Annotated in this window: 17 protein-coding genes; 9 read left to right on the top strand and 8 right to left on the bottom strand. The window is 39.8% G+C overall.

All coding sequences use genetic code 11. From position 1 onward, the window contains the following. The first annotated feature begins 22 nt into the window (after positions 1 to 22). Positions 23 to 604, top strand: coding sequence for a tRNA-(ms[2]io[6]A)-hydroxylase (gene miaE / locus DCK90_RS04665; RefSeq protein WP_108245030.1), 582 nt, complete (start codon positions 23 to 25; stop codon positions 602 to 604). 17 nt (positions 605 to 621) lie between these two features. On the opposite strand, the gene ppk1 is transcribed toward miaE, so the two are convergent. The 8 genes from ppk1 to rpsA all read right to left on the bottom strand — a co-directional run bounded on the left by ppk1 (position 622) and on the right by rpsA (position 8,576). After that, a complete protein-coding gene (gene ppk1, locus DCK90_RS04660; RefSeq protein ID WP_108245029.1) occupies positions 622 to 2,697 on the bottom strand; it encodes a polyphosphate kinase 1 in 2,076 nt (691 codons plus the stop codon). Continuing rightward, positions 2,698 to 3,186 (bottom strand): SixA phosphatase family protein, encoded by a 489-nt coding sequence (locus DCK90_RS04655; protein ID WP_108245028.1) that lies wholly within the window; start codon positions 3,184 to 3,186, stop codon positions 2,698 to 2,700. It lies immediately after the preceding gene. A 12-nt stretch (positions 3,187 to 3,198) separates the two neighbouring features. After that, positions 3,199 to 3,846, bottom strand: a complete 648-nt coding sequence (gene pdxH, locus DCK90_RS04650; protein WP_108245027.1) for a pyridoxamine 5'-phosphate oxidase — start codon at positions 3,844 to 3,846, stop codon at positions 3,199 to 3,201. Positions 3,847 to 3,912: 66 nt separating this feature from the next. Further along, positions 3,913 to 4,824, bottom strand: a complete 912-nt coding sequence (locus DCK90_RS04645) for a ribonuclease Z (protein WP_108245026.1) — start codon at positions 4,822 to 4,824, stop codon at positions 3,913 to 3,915. Further along, positions 4,821 to 5,153: a ribonuclease Z gene (locus tag DCK90_RS04640; RefSeq protein ID WP_108245025.1), complete on the bottom strand. Its 333-nt coding sequence runs from the start codon at positions 5,151 to 5,153 to the stop codon at positions 4,821 to 4,823. The genes DCK90_RS04645 and DCK90_RS04640 overlap by 4 nt, the downstream gene beginning before the upstream one ends. A gap of 2 nt (positions 5,154 to 5,155) precedes the next feature. Continuing rightward, positions 5,156 to 6,082 carry an aspartate carbamoyltransferase catalytic subunit gene (locus DCK90_RS04635; RefSeq protein WP_108245024.1) on the bottom strand — a complete coding sequence of 309 codons (927 nt, stop codon included), beginning with the start codon at positions 6,080 to 6,082 and terminating at the stop codon, positions 5,156 to 5,158. Positions 6,083 to 6,088: 6 nt separating this feature from the next. Beyond that, positions 6,089 to 6,625, bottom strand: coding sequence for a bifunctional pyr operon transcriptional regulator/uracil phosphoribosyltransferase PyrR (pyrR, locus tag DCK90_RS04630; protein ID WP_108245023.1), 537 nt, complete (start codon positions 6,623 to 6,625; stop codon positions 6,089 to 6,091). Positions 6,626 to 6,740: 115 nt separating this feature from the next. Beyond that, entirely contained in the window at positions 6,741 to 8,576 is a 1,836-nt protein-coding gene (rpsA, locus tag DCK90_RS04625) for a 30S ribosomal protein S1 (RefSeq protein ID WP_108245022.1), read from the bottom strand. Between the two features lie 261 nt (positions 8,577 to 8,837). Here rpsA and DCK90_RS04620 point away from each other — a divergent pair, with 261 nt between their 5' ends. The 8 genes from DCK90_RS04620 (at position 8,838) to DCK90_RS04585 (ending at position 15,058) form a co-directional block, all read left to right on the top strand. Continuing rightward, on the top strand, positions 8,838 to 9,218 hold the full coding sequence (locus DCK90_RS04620) for a LysM peptidoglycan-binding domain-containing protein (RefSeq protein ID WP_108245021.1): 381 nt from the start codon (positions 8,838 to 8,840) through the stop codon (positions 9,216 to 9,218). Positions 9,219 to 9,468: 250 nt separating this feature from the next. Further along, complete coding sequence (locus tag DCK90_RS04615) at positions 9,469 to 9,960, top strand: hypothetical protein (RefSeq protein ID WP_108245020.1); 492 nt, start codon at positions 9,469 to 9,471, stop codon at positions 9,958 to 9,960. Between the two features lie 55 nt (positions 9,961 to 10,015). Further along, positions 10,016 to 11,665: a hypothetical protein gene (locus tag DCK90_RS04610; RefSeq protein WP_108245019.1), complete on the top strand. Its 1,650-nt coding sequence runs from the start codon at positions 10,016 to 10,018 to the stop codon at positions 11,663 to 11,665. 101 nt (positions 11,666 to 11,766) lie between these two features. After that, positions 11,767 to 12,972, top strand: a complete 1,206-nt coding sequence (locus tag DCK90_RS04605; RefSeq protein WP_108245018.1) for a serine hydrolase domain-containing protein — start codon at positions 11,767 to 11,769, stop codon at positions 12,970 to 12,972. Between the two features lie 87 nt (positions 12,973 to 13,059). Continuing rightward, positions 13,060 to 13,419 carry a bleomycin resistance protein gene (locus tag DCK90_RS04600; protein ID WP_108245017.1) on the top strand — a complete coding sequence of 120 codons (360 nt, stop codon included), beginning with the start codon at positions 13,060 to 13,062 and terminating at the stop codon, positions 13,417 to 13,419. A gap of 131 nt (positions 13,420 to 13,550) precedes the next feature. Next, on the top strand, positions 13,551 to 13,871 hold the full coding sequence (locus DCK90_RS04595; protein WP_108245016.1) for an ArsR/SmtB family transcription factor: 321 nt from the start codon (positions 13,551 to 13,553) through the stop codon (positions 13,869 to 13,871). Beyond that, on the top strand, positions 13,868 to 14,350 hold the full coding sequence (locus DCK90_RS04590; RefSeq protein ID WP_108245015.1) for an SRPBCC family protein: 483 nt from the start codon (positions 13,868 to 13,870) through the stop codon (positions 14,348 to 14,350). Before DCK90_RS04595 ends, DCK90_RS04590 begins: the two co-directional genes overlap by 4 nt. 249 nt (positions 14,351 to 14,599) lie before the next feature. Further along, complete coding sequence (locus DCK90_RS04585; RefSeq protein ID WP_108245014.1) at positions 14,600 to 15,058, top strand: energy transducer TonB; 459 nt, start codon at positions 14,600 to 14,602, stop codon at positions 15,056 to 15,058. Positions 15,059 to 15,144: the final 86 nt, after the last annotated feature.

The following is a 15,144-nucleotide window of genomic DNA, read 5'->3' as shown; positions in this document are numbered from 1 at the left end:
ATAATATCAAAAAAACATATTCATGCTAGGCCTAAAGCTTCCAACGGACCCAAGATGGGTAAACATTGTAGAAAAGAATATTCAGGAAATTTTGACCGATCATGCCTATTGCGAGCAGAAGGCTGCCAGCACTGCTATTTCATTGATAATCGGTTTTCCTGAAAAATCAGAGTTGGTCAAAGAAATGACTGCCCTGGCCCGTGAAGAAATGGGTCACTTTAACATGGTCCATGATAAAATTTTGAAGCGTGGATGGGTCTTGGGCCGCGAACGCAAGGATGAATATGTAATACAGCTGATGAAGTTTTTCCCTAAAGGTGGAAGCCGGGACACACACTTGGTGCACAAACTTTTATATGCCGCATTGATTGAGGCCCGAAGCTGCGAACGCTTTAGGTTGCTTTCCGAAGAAATAGACGATGAAGAACTGTCCGAGTTTTACCGAAACCTAATGGTAAGTGAAGCCAACCACTATACCATGTTCCTAAAATTTGCACGGAAATATGGAAATAAGACCGAAGTGGACAAAAAGTGGGATGACCTTTTGGAATATGAGGCCCAACTTATGAGGGATCTTGGCAAAAAGGAAACCATGCACGGTTAAGCCGAGTCATAGTCCATCTAATTTTCCAATTTCTTCTTATAATAATCATACATTTCAAATTGAGATCGTAATTCAGGTTGTCCTTTCAACCTTTTCCTATATGCGTTGTCTTGCTTTTCGGAAAATATCCTTGCTTTGGAATTATCTTTCCACGATATCTCAAACGTATCGAGCAGTTCTTGCCTAATATCTGGGTCGTAAATGGGACAGCCTACCTCTACCCTAAAATCGAGATTACGCGTCATCCAATCCGCTGATGAAATATAGATTTTTGGGTCACCATCATTACCAAAAATGAACAGTCTTGGGTGTTCCAAGAACTTATCCACTATACTTATGGCCTCAATATTTTCGCTCATGCCTTCAACTCCGGGAATCAAACAGCAAATACCCCGTACAATCATTTTTATTTTTACTCCTGCCCTACTGGCCTCATACAACTTATCCACCATTTTGTAGGAGGTAAGGCTGTTCATCTTTATTTTGATATAAGCCTCTTTTCCGGCCTTGGCCAATGCGATTTCCTTATCTATCAACTTGGTAAAGGTCGACTTTGTATAATGCGGGGAAACAATCAGATGCTTATACTTGTTGATTTTATAGTTGGTCTCAAAAAATCCAAACACCTTGCTCATGTCCTTAAGAATGCCTTGATGTGCGGTAAACAAGGTATAGTCGGTATAGATTTTCGCCGTTGACTCGTTAAAGTTACCGGTGCTGATAAATCCATAACGCTTGATACCTTCATCTTCTTCCCGTTCCACCAAACAAATTTTACTATGCACTTTGAGACCGGGCACGCCAAAAATTAGGTTTACGCCTTCATCTTGCAGGTAATTGGCATACTCAATGTTGTTCTGTTCATCAAAGCGAGCTTGCAACTCAATCTGTACGGTAACCTGCTTACCATTCTTTACGGCATTTACCAAAGCGGACGCAATCTGGCTGTCGCTTGCCAATCGATAAATTGTAATCTGTATTCTACGAACTTTTGGGTCCAAAGCAGCTTCACGTAAAAACTTGGTCACATAACTAAACGTATGATAAGGCGCATAGATCATATAATCTTTGTGGGCAATCATATCCAACAAACTACCTTTCATGCTGAGTCCTTTCACTGGAAGTGGCTCAATTTTATCATACATTAGGTCATGTCTCCCCAAGCTAGGGAAACCCATGTAATCTCTTCTGTTATGGTAACGGCCGCCGGGAATCACACTATCCGTGCCCATGATATCCATTTTTTCCTTTAGGAACTGCAACGTGTCCTTATCAATGCTTTTATCGTAGACAAAACGTACGGGATCACTTATTTTTCTGTGCTCCACACTGGAAGAGATTTTCTCGATAAAACTCTTGCTCAAATCGTTATCGATATCCAACTCAGCATCCCTTGTTATTTTGATCATGTGGGCGGAAATGGATTCAAAATCGAACATGGTAAACACACTGTCTAAACAAAAACGAATCAAATCATCCAACATGATCACATAGTCCTTATCCCCTTCTTTGGGCAATACAACAAAACGGTCGATTCCCTTAGGAATCTCGATCAACGCATATCGGTTGTGCTTTTTTCTCGCAGTTCCGTTTTTCATCACCACTTTAACGGCCAAATAGGCTGCTGTGTCCTTTAGAAGAGGAAACTCCGTAAGGTCGTTCAGTATGATGGTCATCAATTCCTGGTTCACCTTTTTGAAGAAGTAGTCCCGAATAAACTCGGCCTGACTTTCATTTACCTCGGTTTCCCTAATGATAAAAATATTTTTTTCCCGTAATTCCTTATCTATCTGTTTAAAAATCTCAAGGCTACGTGTCTGCTGGTTGATTACAATTTTGGTGATTTCCTCTAAAAGATCTTTTGCTCTTTCACCACCCAAAACGCTTTTACCTGTTTTTCCGGCGTCCACGATTCGCTTTACCGTTGCGTACCTTACTTTGAAAAACTCGTCCAGGTTATTACTGAAAATCCCTAAAAAGCGAAGTCGGTCAATCAGTGGGACCCGAGGGTCCTTGCTCTCTTGCAACACCCTAGCATTAAAATGTAACCAACTGATTTCCCTATTTATATACTCGTTCTTTGTTTTAATCATTTATTTCTTCAAGTGTTTTGGAAAGACCATTTGTTTAGTGGTCCCTTTTGATATTTTTGACCAATCGTCCACACCAAATGTAATATGGACAAGTCCTGCAGTGGGAACGTTCTCAATATACTGATCTCCCCAAGTATTTGCAAGTGAGGTAAAGGCATAATTGTGTCCGAATATAGCAACGGTGGCCAAACTATTGTCAAGCTTTTTCACAAACTGCTCTACGCTGTTACCCGAAAAATCGTAAAGCTTGTTGGTGACGTTGAATTTTGATAGATCAAATTCCAAGTTTCTAACAAAAATCATGCTGGTGTGCAAGGCCCTGTTGGCGGGACTCGAATATATAAAATCAATCGAAGGTGCATGTAATCCAAAGGTCTTGGCTACCATGTGGGCGTCATTAATGCCTCTTTCCTTCAAAGGACGGTCCTTATCGGAGACATCGTAATCCCAGGAGGACTTTCCGTGCCTCATCAATATAATTTGTTTCATCGTCGTGGGTTTTTATGGTGCCAATCGTTCTATTTTCCAATCAAAATCTTCTTGTAGGGAATATCTAATTCTATCATGCAACCTATTGGGGCGACCCTGCCAAAACTCGATGGAAATGGGTCTTACGAGATACCCTCCCCAATATTCAGGTCTAGGTACTTCTTTGCCATAGTATTTTTTTTCAAGTTTATTCAACTTACCCTCTAAATATTCGCGGGACGGGACCACCTCGCTTTGATCTGAAACCACCGCACCCAATTGGCTGCCATGCGGTCGAGATTCAAAATAACCGTCCGAAAGGTTTGGTGCAATTTTTTCGGCCTTGCCCTTTATGATGACTTGCCGTTCCATATTGGGCCAAAAAAAGGATAGGCAAACAGATGGGTTTGCTTCAATGGCCCTACCTTTTTCACTATGGTAATTGGTATAAAAGATAAAACCTTCAAAAGTGAACTTTTTCATCAAAACCACCCTGCTTTTTGGGAAGCCATCCAGACCAATGGTGGAAACTGTCATGGCATTTGGCTCATCCACTCCATCGGAAGCTTCAGTCTCATAGAACCATTTCTGAAATTGTTCCATGGGATTTTCCTTCACCGATGCTTCGGTTAATTCACTTTTTTCATAAGATTTCCTGTAATCTCCAAGGTCTTTTTGCATAATGTGAAGTTCGGCAAAAATAGGGTCACCTCAAAGTAACGGATTTGTAAAAGTTTCGGAATTTTTTCAGACATCAAAATCGAACACCTTACCATCATCTGCCAATTCCACAACTGGAAATACTTCTTCGGCCTCTTTTTTGAACAGTTCAATGGATTTGTAGCGTGTTGAATAGTGCCCGAGTATCAAAAGTTTTGCATTCGCCTTTTGGGCAATCAGCGCGGCCTGTTTGGCTGTAGAGTGCTTTGTTTTCTGGCACAGATGTTCCTCTGAATCCAAAAAAGTTGATTCATGGTACAGTACGGTGACATCCCGTATAATAGGTAAGATATTTTCGTTGTACATGGTATCGCTACAAAACGCATAGCTTTTGGGTGCTGGCGGAGCCAATGTGAGTTTTTTATTGGGAATGGTTCTTCCTACATCGTCAACACCATCCACACCTTTTTTAATATTGTTGAACTGGCTCCTATCCACACCAAATTTTCGGGCCGCCTCAATATCCAATGTTCGGGGAGCTTCCTTTTCCTCAAAAAAGTAGCCATTGGTATATACTCTATGAATCAAAGGAACGGTTCGAACGGTAACCTTATCATCTTCAAAAACGAGCTCTGATTCGCTTGTTTCCAGTTCGTGGAATATCAAAGGGTAATTGGTCCAAGAATCGCCTAATTTTAAAAATAATGTGATGGCCTGTTTAATTCCTTTTGGTCCATAAATATGAAGTTCCTTATCTCTGCCCAGCAGCCTAAAAGTTGAAATCAGTCCAGGCAAACCAAAAAAGTGGTCTCCATGTAGATGCGATATAAATATATGGTTGATTCTGGAAAACTTGACCTTGTACTTTCTGAGCTGCACTTGCGTACCCTCACCACAATCAATTAAAAAAAGGTGGTTTTTTATCTCGAGTACCTGCGAAGTCGGATTGGTAAATGTGCGTGGTGTAGCGGCATAGCAACCTAGTACGGTAAGTTTCATATACCAAGGTCGCGTTCTATTTCCTCCATTTCGATAAGGTCCTTGGCTTCTTGAATGGTAGGTACAACGCTTATTTCTTCGGGAACTTCGTCATAACTCAGTTTATCGGTCACCAACACAAAGGATTGACCGCCAGCTTTATGGATATTGGAAAGGTCCAAAAACTCCAAGATGTTGTCGACGCTCAATTTATCAAAAGAAAAAAGATTGATGACGATATTGTCGTGTTTAAGTTTGGGGTATGCTTTATTGAGATTTTCCAAAAAACCGCTCAAAGTGGTCTTTTCTTGGAAAACAATGGTCGTTGTTCCGTCCTTGTCGATAATCATCTTTACTTAATTTTTGATGCCAGAAGATACAGTACGGCCATTCTGACCGCCACTCCATTTTCTACCTGATGCAATATAATGGATTGGTCCGAATCGGCCACATCACTGGTAATTTCTACACCTCGATTTATAGGGCCCGGGTGCATGATTACGATTTGCTTGTTAAGACTGTTCAAAAGCTCTTTATTGACCCCAAATTGCTGGGTGTACTCGCGTGTGGAAGGAAAATAACTGATATCCATTCTTTCGTTCTGTACGCGTAACATATTGGCCACGTCGCACCATTCCAAAGCTTTTCTCAAATTGGTCTCCACTCCAACCCCCAAGGATTCGATATGTTTAGGAATTAGGGTCTTTGGGCCACAAACCTTCACATTGGCTCCCTGTAATTTCAGTGCGAAAATATTGGACAGTGCTACTCGGGAATGTAGAATATCCCCAACAATCACCACGTTCTTTCCGCCTACATCACCTAACTTCTCCCTAATGGAAAAAGAGTCCAGCAATGCCTGTGTTGGGTGCTCGTGGGCACCGTCTCCTGCATTTACAATAGATGCCTTTACGTGCTGTGACAAAAAAATCCCCGCACCTGGATTGGGGTGGCGCATCACCACCATGTCCACTTTCATGGACAGGATATTGTTTACGGTATCGATAAGGGTCTCCCCTTTTTTTACTGAGGATTGCCCTGCCGAAAAGTTCACCACATCGGCAGAAAGCCGTTTTTCCGCGAGTTCAAAAGAGAGCTTGGTACGGGTGCTGTTCTCAAAAAAGATATTGGCTATGGTAATATCCCGAAGGGTGGGCACTTTTTTAATGGAACGGTTGATGACCTCCTTAAAGTGGTCTGCCGTTTCAAAAATGAGCGATATATCCTTTTTGTTCAGATACTTGATTCCCAACAAGTGATTTACACTTAACTCGCTCATTACGTTTTATTTGCTTACTAAATATACTTTATCTTCACCGTCGTTCTCTTCCCACATTACCTTGACCTTTTCTTCGTTAATGGCATCCACCTGTCTACCTCTGTAGGTGGGCTGGATGGGCAAATGCCTACTAAAACGTCTATCAATCAATGTCAAAAGTTCAATATTGCTCGGTCTTCCAAAGGATTGAATGGCCGTAAGGGCGGACCTGATACTTCTTCCTGTATAAAGAACATCATCAATAAACACCACTTTTTTATCTTCCACCAAAAAGTTCATTTGTGTGGAATTGGCCTTGAGGATTTCCCCCCTTCCAAAATCGTCCCTAAAAAATGTGATGTCCAAGAAACCAAGATCAATATGTTTGATCTTGTATTCCTTTTTGAGAATCTTCACCAATCTTTCTGCCAAAAAAACACCTCTAGGTTGAATACCAATCAAAGCGGTGTCCTTGAAATCCAAATGATTTTCCATAAGCTGACAGGCCAACCGGTGCAGTATGATGTTGATTTCCTTTGAAGTAAGCAGAACTTTTTGACTCATATGCTATGTGCGACCAACTCGGTTGAATACAAAAGTAAGCAATTCTTTAAAATTTTCGGGACATAAAAAAGCCCCGACTGTTTCCAGCGGGGCTTCGTATCATTGAAAAGTCTGATTACTTTTTCTTGGAATCAGCTTCCATTTTGTCTTTCAATGCTTGCAACTGTGAGTTGGCATCTCCAAGTGTTGGAGCAGCTTCGTCGCTAGACGTGGCTCTTTTCTTGGCAGCAGCCTTCACATTTCTGTCCTCTTGCTCTCTAAAGATTGCAGTGTGGCTGGCCACAACTCTCTTGAAATCTTTGTTGAACTCGATGATCTTGAATTCAGCTTCCTCTCCTTTTTGAAGTTTTTTGCCGTCTTCTTTTTCCATGTGACGTTGTGGAACAAACCCAACGATGTCCTCGTTGAAGTTGATAGTAGCTCCTTTATCAACAACCTCTGCGATTGCAGCTGTGTGAATTGTACCTTCAGCAAACTCATCGGAATATTTGTCCCATGGGTTTTCTGTGGTCTGCTTGTGACCAAGGCTCAATTTGCGTCCTTCCACATCCAATTCCAATACCTCTACTTCCAAAGTATCACCTACGGTAACAAATTCGGATGGGTGCTTGATTTTCTTGGTCCAAGAAAGATCGGAGATATAGATCAAACCATCGATTCCTTCTTCCAACTCTACGAATACACCAAAGTTGGTAAAGTTTCTAACGATTCCTTTGTGACGTGATCCAACAGGATATTTAGAAGTAATATCGGTCCATGGGTCAGGAGTCAATTGCTTGATACCCAGTGACATTTTACGATCTTCTCTATCCAAGGTCAATACAACTGCTTCAACCTCGTCACCTACGTTTACGAAATCCTGAGCAGATCTAAGGTGAGTGCTCCAAGACATCTCTGAAACGTGGATCAATCCTTCAACACCTTCGGCAACTTCGATAAATGCACCGTAATCAGCGATTACAACTACTTTACCTTTTACTTTGTCACCTACTTTGATTTCATCACCTAGGGCATCCCATGGGTGTTTCTCCAATTGCTTGAGACCTAACTGGATTCTTGACTTGTTATCATCAAAATCAAGGATAACAACGTTCAATTTCTGATCTAGGTCCACAACCTCGTTCGGGTGGTTGATTCGACTCCAAGAAAGGTCGGTAATGTGTACCAATCCATCCACACCACCAAGGTCGATAAATACCCCGTAAGATGTAATGTTCTTGACAACACCTTCCAATACTTGACCTTTTTCCAACTGGCCGATGATTTCTTTTTTCTGCTCTTCGATGTCCGCTTCGATCAAAGCTTTGTGCGATACCACTACGTTCTTGAACTCGTGGTTGATCTTCACTACTTTGAACTCCATGGTCTTACCTACGTACTGATCGTAATCACGGATAGGCTTCACATCGATTTGAGAACCTGGCAAGAATGCCTCGATGCCGAATACGTCAACAATCATACCACCTTTGGTACGACATTTAACGAAACCTGTAACGATTTCTTCTTTGTCGTGAGCATTGTTAACACGCTCCCAGGCTTTAATAGTTCTTGCTTTTCTGTGGGACAATACCAATTGACCGGTCTTGTCTTCACGGATATCAATAAGTACCTCAACTTTATCTCCAACTTTTAGGTCTGGATTGTATCGGAACTCATTCAAGGAAATTACACCTTCGGACTTGGCATTGATGTCAATGATAGCCTCACGGTCTGTCATGTGAACAACTTCTCCTTCCACTACTTCCTCATCGGCAGTGTCCACAAAGTTTTCCTCTACAAGTGTTTCAAATTCCTTAAGCTTGTTGTCGTCAACACGCTCGATTCCTTCTTCGTACTTGTCCCAATCAAAATTTTCAAGAAATTCCTTTGGATCTTGTTGGGGTTGTGTTTCTTCTTTTACTGGTGCTGCGGCAGTTTCTTCTACCTCAACGTTTTGTTTTTCTTCAGCCATGCTTTGCTGATTAAAATTTGTATTCCACGTTTTACAAGAGTTGAACAATTACCGCGGAAGTGGTTTTAAAATGATTTTCTAGATTCCCTTTTTTCTCTTGCCTCCTTGCCAAAAGGGGTGCAAAAATACAATTAAATTATTGATATACAAAGCATACTAGCAAGGTTTCCGCAAAAAAAGTATTACAATTATTTAATGGCAAAATAAAGACAGATTGACTATCTTGAAAGTTCTAATTATTAACTGTAAAAAAGTACCCTTATGAGTGTAAAAGCAAAGTACCAGCCTGTATTGGACCTAGGTGAGAAATTGGAAGTGAAAAACGGTGATGTAAATGTTGAAGGCAACGTTTTAAAAATAAAGGGAATGACCAAGACCCAGTATGAAAAAAACTTGTTGTGGGACAAAATCAAAGAAATTGGTGGAGAAAGTCCATCGGATATTAAGGCAAACATTACGGTAGAGGATGAATCCGTATATGCTTACCACACGGTTAAAAGTGGTGAATCTTTGAGCAAGATTTCCAAACATTACTACGGAGACCCGATGAAATACAATAAAATATTCGAATCGAACACCGATCAATTAAAGAATCCTGATGTTATTCATCCAGACCAAGTGCTGAAGATTCCGAATTTGTAAGTAACTGTCACATCGAGCGCAGTCGAGATGTAATTAGGTTCTCGACTGCGCTCGAACTGACAATACACAAGGCGTCCTTTTGGGCGCCTTTTTGGTTTTAGGTATTTAACAGGTCAATTGGGAAAGGTGTTCTGTCAACCCAAAACCTAAATCTATCAATTACCCCTGGATTATTATTAATAATCTGCTTTTCTTCATATTAAATTCTAGCTTATTTCATATTTAACCCGCTAGTTAGCTTGCATTTAAAATGACACTAATCCTTGACGATACAAAACAACTTGAATTTCACACGGACTTGAGTAAAATCACAGAACCATTCAAGGAAGAATTGAAATCACTGAATTGGATTTTAACAAACCAAGAATTTACTCTGCTTGACTACAATGACAAAGGTTTGGTAGAAAAGCTCGACCATGAATCTGAAATAATTCACTTTAGTGGACAGGAACTCTTGACCATTTTAGAAAACCGAAAAATCCAATTCATCTGGGGAGTATTCTGTGGAACAAAGAACAAGATTGAGAAACTGAACCACGACCAAATTCCATATGCTGACATGAACAGTGAAATATGGACTAAACCTGATAAGTTTTTACTCCCTGACTCTGAGATTGAAATCATTTGCTTTGACAGTTCCTACACAATCATAAAATTTAAAGACATCGAATTAGAAAAATGTTGGAAAACAAAATTTAAAGACGCTAAAAAATTAAAAAAAACGCAAGCAAACAATGGCTAAGCTTCAGGCGGGCCGTTATGAATTATAAATCCAAGTGCCTTTTCTATTGAAATTGATGAAACATCTAACCACAAATCAGTTACTAAACAAAAAAGAGAACGCCATAAAGGCCATCTCTCAATGTTATCCGTTATCAGAAGAGTTATTGAAAAAATACCAATCGATATGGGATTGGGAAGGAATCAGTGACAACCACTTGATAGACTGGAACATCACCTTACTTGAAAAGTATCAAAACCGATTGTTATGGAAAGAGGGGCGGTTCTTGAATTTTAATACTTCACTGCCATGGTCTCCCGAATTAATACGAAAATTTATACACAGCAAAAAATGGACTTGGGATGATTTTATTGGTCAGGAACAAATCTTTCAGGAACCCGAATTACTAGCACTGTGTTTACCTGAATGGAATAAAAATGCCAGACAATATTTGAAAACAAGTCTAAGTCCATATACAGATTTAGGAATGTACAAATATTTCAGATATGTTAAATGGGCAGATGATGCCGAAACCTGGGCCCCTGAAGCTATTGAAAAAATCGAAAACATGCATTGGGATCTCTTTAGTGGTGTGGAAGGGTTTCCTTGGACCGTTGAATTTATTGAAAAACATAAAAATAGGTTAGACTGGAAGCGACTTAGTTGGAATGGAGGCCTGCCCTGGAATTTGGAATTCATGAAACAGTTTGAAGACAAATGGGATTGGAACTGGATGAGCTATGATATTCCTTGGACAATGGAAATAATTGATGCCTTTAAAGATCACATTAACTGGAACTCCATTTCAAATGAAGACAAAATTGATTTTTTACCTGAACTGGCAACAAAATATCCTGATAAGGTTCAATGGGCATATCCAAACATAGATTTTGGTAGTTGGGAGGGTACTTTTAGTGGGGCAATCAATAGTGAACAATTGCTCTGGACCCCTGAATTTTATCAAAAAATGAAATTGTCAGTAGAAGCATTCTTTTTAAAAATGGAAGAAGAATGGAATCGAGATCTGGAATACGACACCATTGATTTGGTGGGTGAGGAAGGCGAACGGGTCTACTGGACCTATTTTGCGAAAGGTAACAATTGGTCTGTGGACTTTTTTTCTTTACTGCTTCAGAAAGAAAAAGAGGATAACATTGCGACCATTGACTGGGAACTTATTTGTGAGTATTCGAAAAACCTTTGGACAGACGATTTCATAGAAAAACATCAGGAAAAACTAAAAAATAACCTAGGAAGCCTTGTAGAAAACATGAACTTTCCATGGGATAAATACAAGGGTCTGTTTCTTCCTTATTGCTCCAAATACGAAATTTCCAGGTTGGCAGGCAACGTAGCTTTTACTGTATCCATAGCGTTTTTGAAAAAATATAAAGATGATATTGACTGGTGGTCATTCTCCCGCCGGACAGATTTAGAGTTTGACATTCTCGAAGCATTTGCAGATTCAATCGATTGGACTGTTTTGACTCAATCCAAAGAGATAAGTATTGAATTGTTACAAAAATTCCCTAAATATGTTTCCTGGAATTTGCTATCAAGTAGAAACGACTTGGATTTTAGCAAAATGGATTTGGATTTACCCTGGTATTGGGATCGAGTCTTTGCATGCAATAAGCACCTAAAACTATCCCACTATCTAGATGAACACACGCTGCTAGCTTTTTTGAACGAGCAAAGTTCCTTACCTCTGCCTAATCGTTTTTAAATTGTTGGATATCGCTTTATCTATCGGTTTCCATTAGAGTTTGCAACACTCAAGAAAAAATGCCGTCTTTGAATCAATCAATCTCTTAAAACCTTCAGATAATGCGTAGAATTAATTTTGGCTTCATTGTAATTTCCCTTTTGACATTAGCGTGCAATTCCAATAAGAAAAATAAAATTGTCGATTCCACAATAGGGAAAGAACTCTCGATACAATCAAGGATTGAAAACAACATTTACAAAATAGACGAAAATGGCAAAAATGATTCCATAGCCACTACCCTTGAATCAAGAATGGAAGCCTTAAATGTACCTGGGGTCAGTATCACGGTTTTTGACAACAATGGAATCCTTTGGTCAAAAGGCTATGGTAAAAAAAATAAGGAAACAGGGAAAGATGTAAACGAAAGCACGCTCTTTCAAGCAGCTTCGATTTCCAAACCAGTTGCCAGTGTTGCGGCATTTAAATTGATTGAAAAAAACAAGTTTTCCCTCAATGAAAATGTAAACTCAAAATTAAAAAGGTGGCAAGTTCCCGATAATCAATTTACCAAAATAGAAAAAGTAACAGCCCGTAGAATTATGAGCCATACTTCTGGTTTAAGCACATCCGGGTTTCAAGGCTACAACAAAAAAGATTCGATCCCTACACTATTGGAAATAGTACAAGGAAGTGACATAACCAATTCAGAACCGGTGCGTGTTGTCCAAAAACCCGGGGAGTCCGAATTATATTCGGGCGGTGGAATGGAAGTATTGCAAATGTTGATGGAGGATGTAACCGGAGAAGCGTTTCCCCAACTGCTAAACACTTTGATTCTTGATCCAACTGGAATGAAGAACAGTTCCTTTGCTTATCCACTTCCAGAAAAGTTGGATAGTTTAACCGCAAATGGTTACAAGGAAAATGGAAAAGTTGTGGACGGCGGCTATCATATCTACCCCGAAAAGGCAGCGGCCGGACTTTGGACCAATCCAACCGATTTAGCCTTGTTTATGCTAGCACTAGGAAAATCATATCGTGGAGAAGATCATAGTTTATTAAGTCAAGAATCAGCAAGGACAATGATGACCAGGGTACCCGGAGCAGGTGGCATCGGAATTGGGATAGATGGAGATGGGGACGCTTTCCGTTTTAGGCACACAGGAGGAAATGCAGGATTTGTTTGCTATGCAGTATCCTTCGCCAACAAGGGTCGTGGAGCGGTAATTATGACTAACTCCGACAATGGTTTCCCTTTGATCCACGAAATAGTACGAACCATTTCTAAGGAATATAATTGGCCTGCAATGTGGATGCGTGAATGAAAAAGATTTCATGGAAACACCTTTTTGTTGGATTAACGGCTAAAAAGCACGATCTTTTCTTAGTTGTCCATCACAAAACAATAGTCCATGCTCACCCACATTAATCCAAAACTTCCCATGCGCAATAAAAAAACGACACGTGATTTCTATTGCAATCAACTAGGCTTCAACATATTTGGAAACGCCGATTATGATGGTTATTTAATGTTGGAGAAAGATCAGGTGCAAATCCATTTTTTTGAGTTCCGTAACCTTGATCCTAAGGAAAACTACGGCCAAGTTTATATACGTACAAACAACATCGATGAGCTTTATCAATCCTTGCTGGCAAACAATACCAAAATACACCCGAACGGAAAATTAGAAGTAAAACCGTGGGGGCAGAAAGAGTTTTCACTTTCGGATCCGGACAACAATTTGTTGACTTTTGGACAACACCATCAGTAAGGGGCCGCACACTAATACATTACCTCAAGAACAAACCAAAAATTCACTTTTATAAAGAATAAGTTGTAAAATAATTTTGTGAAACCAAATAGTTGCATATATTTGCAACCAATCAGTTTCGTTTTAAGATTATGAGAAGAGATGTGTTTCAGGCCATTGCAGACCCCAAACGAAGGGCAATTATCGCACTTATTGCGGTACAGGCCATGACACCCAATGCCATTGCGGAAAATTTCAATACCTCACGCCAATCTATTTCCAAGCATCTGAAAATACTATCAGAATGCGACCTGGTAAAACAAGAACAGCAGGGAAGGGAAATACATTATTCGCTCAAAATAGAGAAACTGAAGGAGGTAGATGCATGGATCGAACAATATCGACAAATATGGGAATCCCGATTCGATCAACTTGACAATGTATTATCAAATCTAAAAAAGGATAAAAAATGAAAAACAATTTGCTCTTTGATTTTAAGGTAGACAAGAAAACCAAAACAGTATTTGTGGACAAAGAATTTGCAGCAGACCTATCCTTGGTCTGGGATGCTTTTACCAAAAAAGAACTACTGGACCAATGGTGGGCCCCAAAACCATTCAAGTCTAAAACTAAACAGATGGATTTTCGCGAAGGCGGTATGCGGTTCTATGCCATGGTGGGACCCGAAGGTCAAGAACATTGGGCCATTCAAAAGTACAAATCCATAACACCTAAATCCAATTTTACCTATCTGAACGCTTTTGCAGATAAAGACGCAAATCCTGACCTGCCAGGCTCAGATTGGGATTTGAGCTTTAGCGAACAGAATGGTAAAACAACCGTAAATATTGTTATCGTGAACGATTCCTTGGAACGTTTGGAACAAATGATTGAAATGGGTTTCAAAGAAGGTTTTACCGCTGCGCTACAGCAATTGGAAGCTGTCCTCTAAACCAACCCATAATCTTTTGGAAATGCTATCAACCACTTTCCCGACCGTATGGGTCAATCCTATTTTTATTTCTCCTGACATTAAAGAACGCCTTTGGGCGTTTTTTTTGTTTGAAGGGGTTTCCATATCAATTCAAAACAGGCATCCATAAACCCAGAAGGTTGATTCGTCAATTGAAGATGGAATGTTAACCAGAAAATATTAGCTTGACTTACAGGTCGTTGCACTTACTATAAACCGAAGAAATCAATGAGAAAGATTTTACTTTTAATTTCTATAATCCTTATCAGTTCGTGCGGAATTCTTAATTCAAAATGGCCTTCCCAATCATTTATCAACAATCAAAACTATAAAGAAGTGATTTCACAAAGTGAAATTGAACGTAACCCAGATTATTTTTGGGAGAAATTTGATAAGTCTCCCATGTATCCGGACGGAGTGAATGGAATTTTAAATCACATTGGTCAAAACTTTGCATATCCCGACGAGGCGAGGGAAAAAGGAATTGAAGGAAAAATATATGTTGAATTTTCAATTACCACGAAAGGGTGGATTGAAAATGTAGAGATAGTGAAATCTCCAAGTGAAATTTTTAACGATGAAGCTATTCGAGTTGTTAAGACGTTGGATCGTTGGATTCCAGCGAAGTTAAATGGAGAGTATATAAATCTCAGGTACACGATTCCAATCAACTTAAAATTGAATTAAATACTAAGCAATACAACACATAAGCGCAAGTCGGCTTCAATCCCGCTCTGGCCGGGGCTGTACAGTCAGTAGATGTACCTTTCGTT

This window comes from Muricauda brasiliensis, assembly GCF_003057865.1.
Taxonomy (GTDB): domain Bacteria; phylum Bacteroidota; class Bacteroidia; order Flavobacteriales; family Flavobacteriaceae; genus Flagellimonas; species Flagellimonas chongwuensis.
The sequence above is the reverse complement of the archived record's forward strand: the minus strand, read 5'-3'. Positions and strand labels throughout refer to the sequence as shown.

What these genes read in the sequence shown, in the direction of transcription:
- DCK90_RS04640 (WP_108245025.1), bottom strand. Translation starts at nt 5,153, where the DNA reads ATGATTATCGACAAGGACGGAACAACGACCATTGTTTTCCAAGAAAAG.
- DCK90_RS04595 (WP_108245016.1), top strand. Translation starts at nt 13,551, where the DNA reads ATGAGAAGAGATGTGTTTCAGGCCATTGCAGACCCCAAACGAAGGGCA.
- DCK90_RS04590 (WP_108245015.1), top strand. Translation starts at nt 13,868, where the DNA reads ATGAAAAACAATTTGCTCTTTGATTTTAAGGTAGACAAGAAAACCAAA.
- pdxH (WP_108245027.1), bottom strand. Translation starts at nt 3,846, where the DNA reads ATGCAAAAAGACCTTGGAGATTACAGGAAATCTTATGAAAAAAGTGAA.
- DCK90_RS04605 (WP_108245018.1), top strand. Translation starts at nt 11,767, where the DNA reads ATGCGTAGAATTAATTTTGGCTTCATTGTAATTTCCCTTTTGACATTA.
- DCK90_RS04610 (WP_108245019.1), top strand. Translation starts at nt 10,016, where the DNA reads ATGAAACATCTAACCACAAATCAGTTACTAAACAAAAAAGAGAACGCC.
- DCK90_RS04635 (WP_108245024.1), bottom strand. Translation starts at nt 6,082, where the DNA reads ATGAGCGAGTTAAGTGTAAATCACTTGTTGGGAATCAAGTATCTGAAC.
- pyrR (WP_108245023.1), bottom strand. Translation starts at nt 6,625, where the DNA reads ATGAGTCAAAAAGTTCTGCTTACTTCAAAGGAAATCAACATCATACTG.
- DCK90_RS04655 (WP_108245028.1), bottom strand. Translation starts at nt 3,186, where the DNA reads ATGAAACAAATTATATTGATGAGGCACGGAAAGTCCTCCTGGGATTAC.
- rpsA (WP_108245022.1), bottom strand. Translation starts at nt 8,576, where the DNA reads ATGGCTGAAGAAAAACAAAACGTTGAGGTAGAAGAAACTGCCGCAGCA.
- DCK90_RS04620 (WP_108245021.1), top strand. Translation starts at nt 8,838, where the DNA reads ATGAGTGTAAAAGCAAAGTACCAGCCTGTATTGGACCTAGGTGAGAAA.
- DCK90_RS04615 (WP_108245020.1), top strand. Translation starts at nt 9,469, where the DNA reads ATGACACTAATCCTTGACGATACAAAACAACTTGAATTTCACACGGAC.
- DCK90_RS04645 (WP_108245026.1), bottom strand. Translation starts at nt 4,824, where the DNA reads ATGAAACTTACCGTACTAGGTTGCTATGCCGCTACACCACGCACATTT.
- ppk1 (WP_108245029.1), bottom strand. Translation starts at nt 2,697, where the DNA reads ATGATTAAAACAAAGAACGAGTATATAAATAGGGAAATCAGTTGGTTA.
- DCK90_RS04600 (WP_108245017.1), top strand. Translation starts at nt 13,060, where the DNA reads ATGCTCACCCACATTAATCCAAAACTTCCCATGCGCAATAAAAAAACG.
- miaE (WP_108245030.1), top strand. Translation starts at nt 23, where the DNA reads ATGCTAGGCCTAAAGCTTCCAACGGACCCAAGATGGGTAAACATTGTA.
- DCK90_RS04585 (WP_108245014.1), top strand. Translation starts at nt 14,600, where the DNA reads ATGAGAAAGATTTTACTTTTAATTTCTATAATCCTTATCAGTTCGTGC.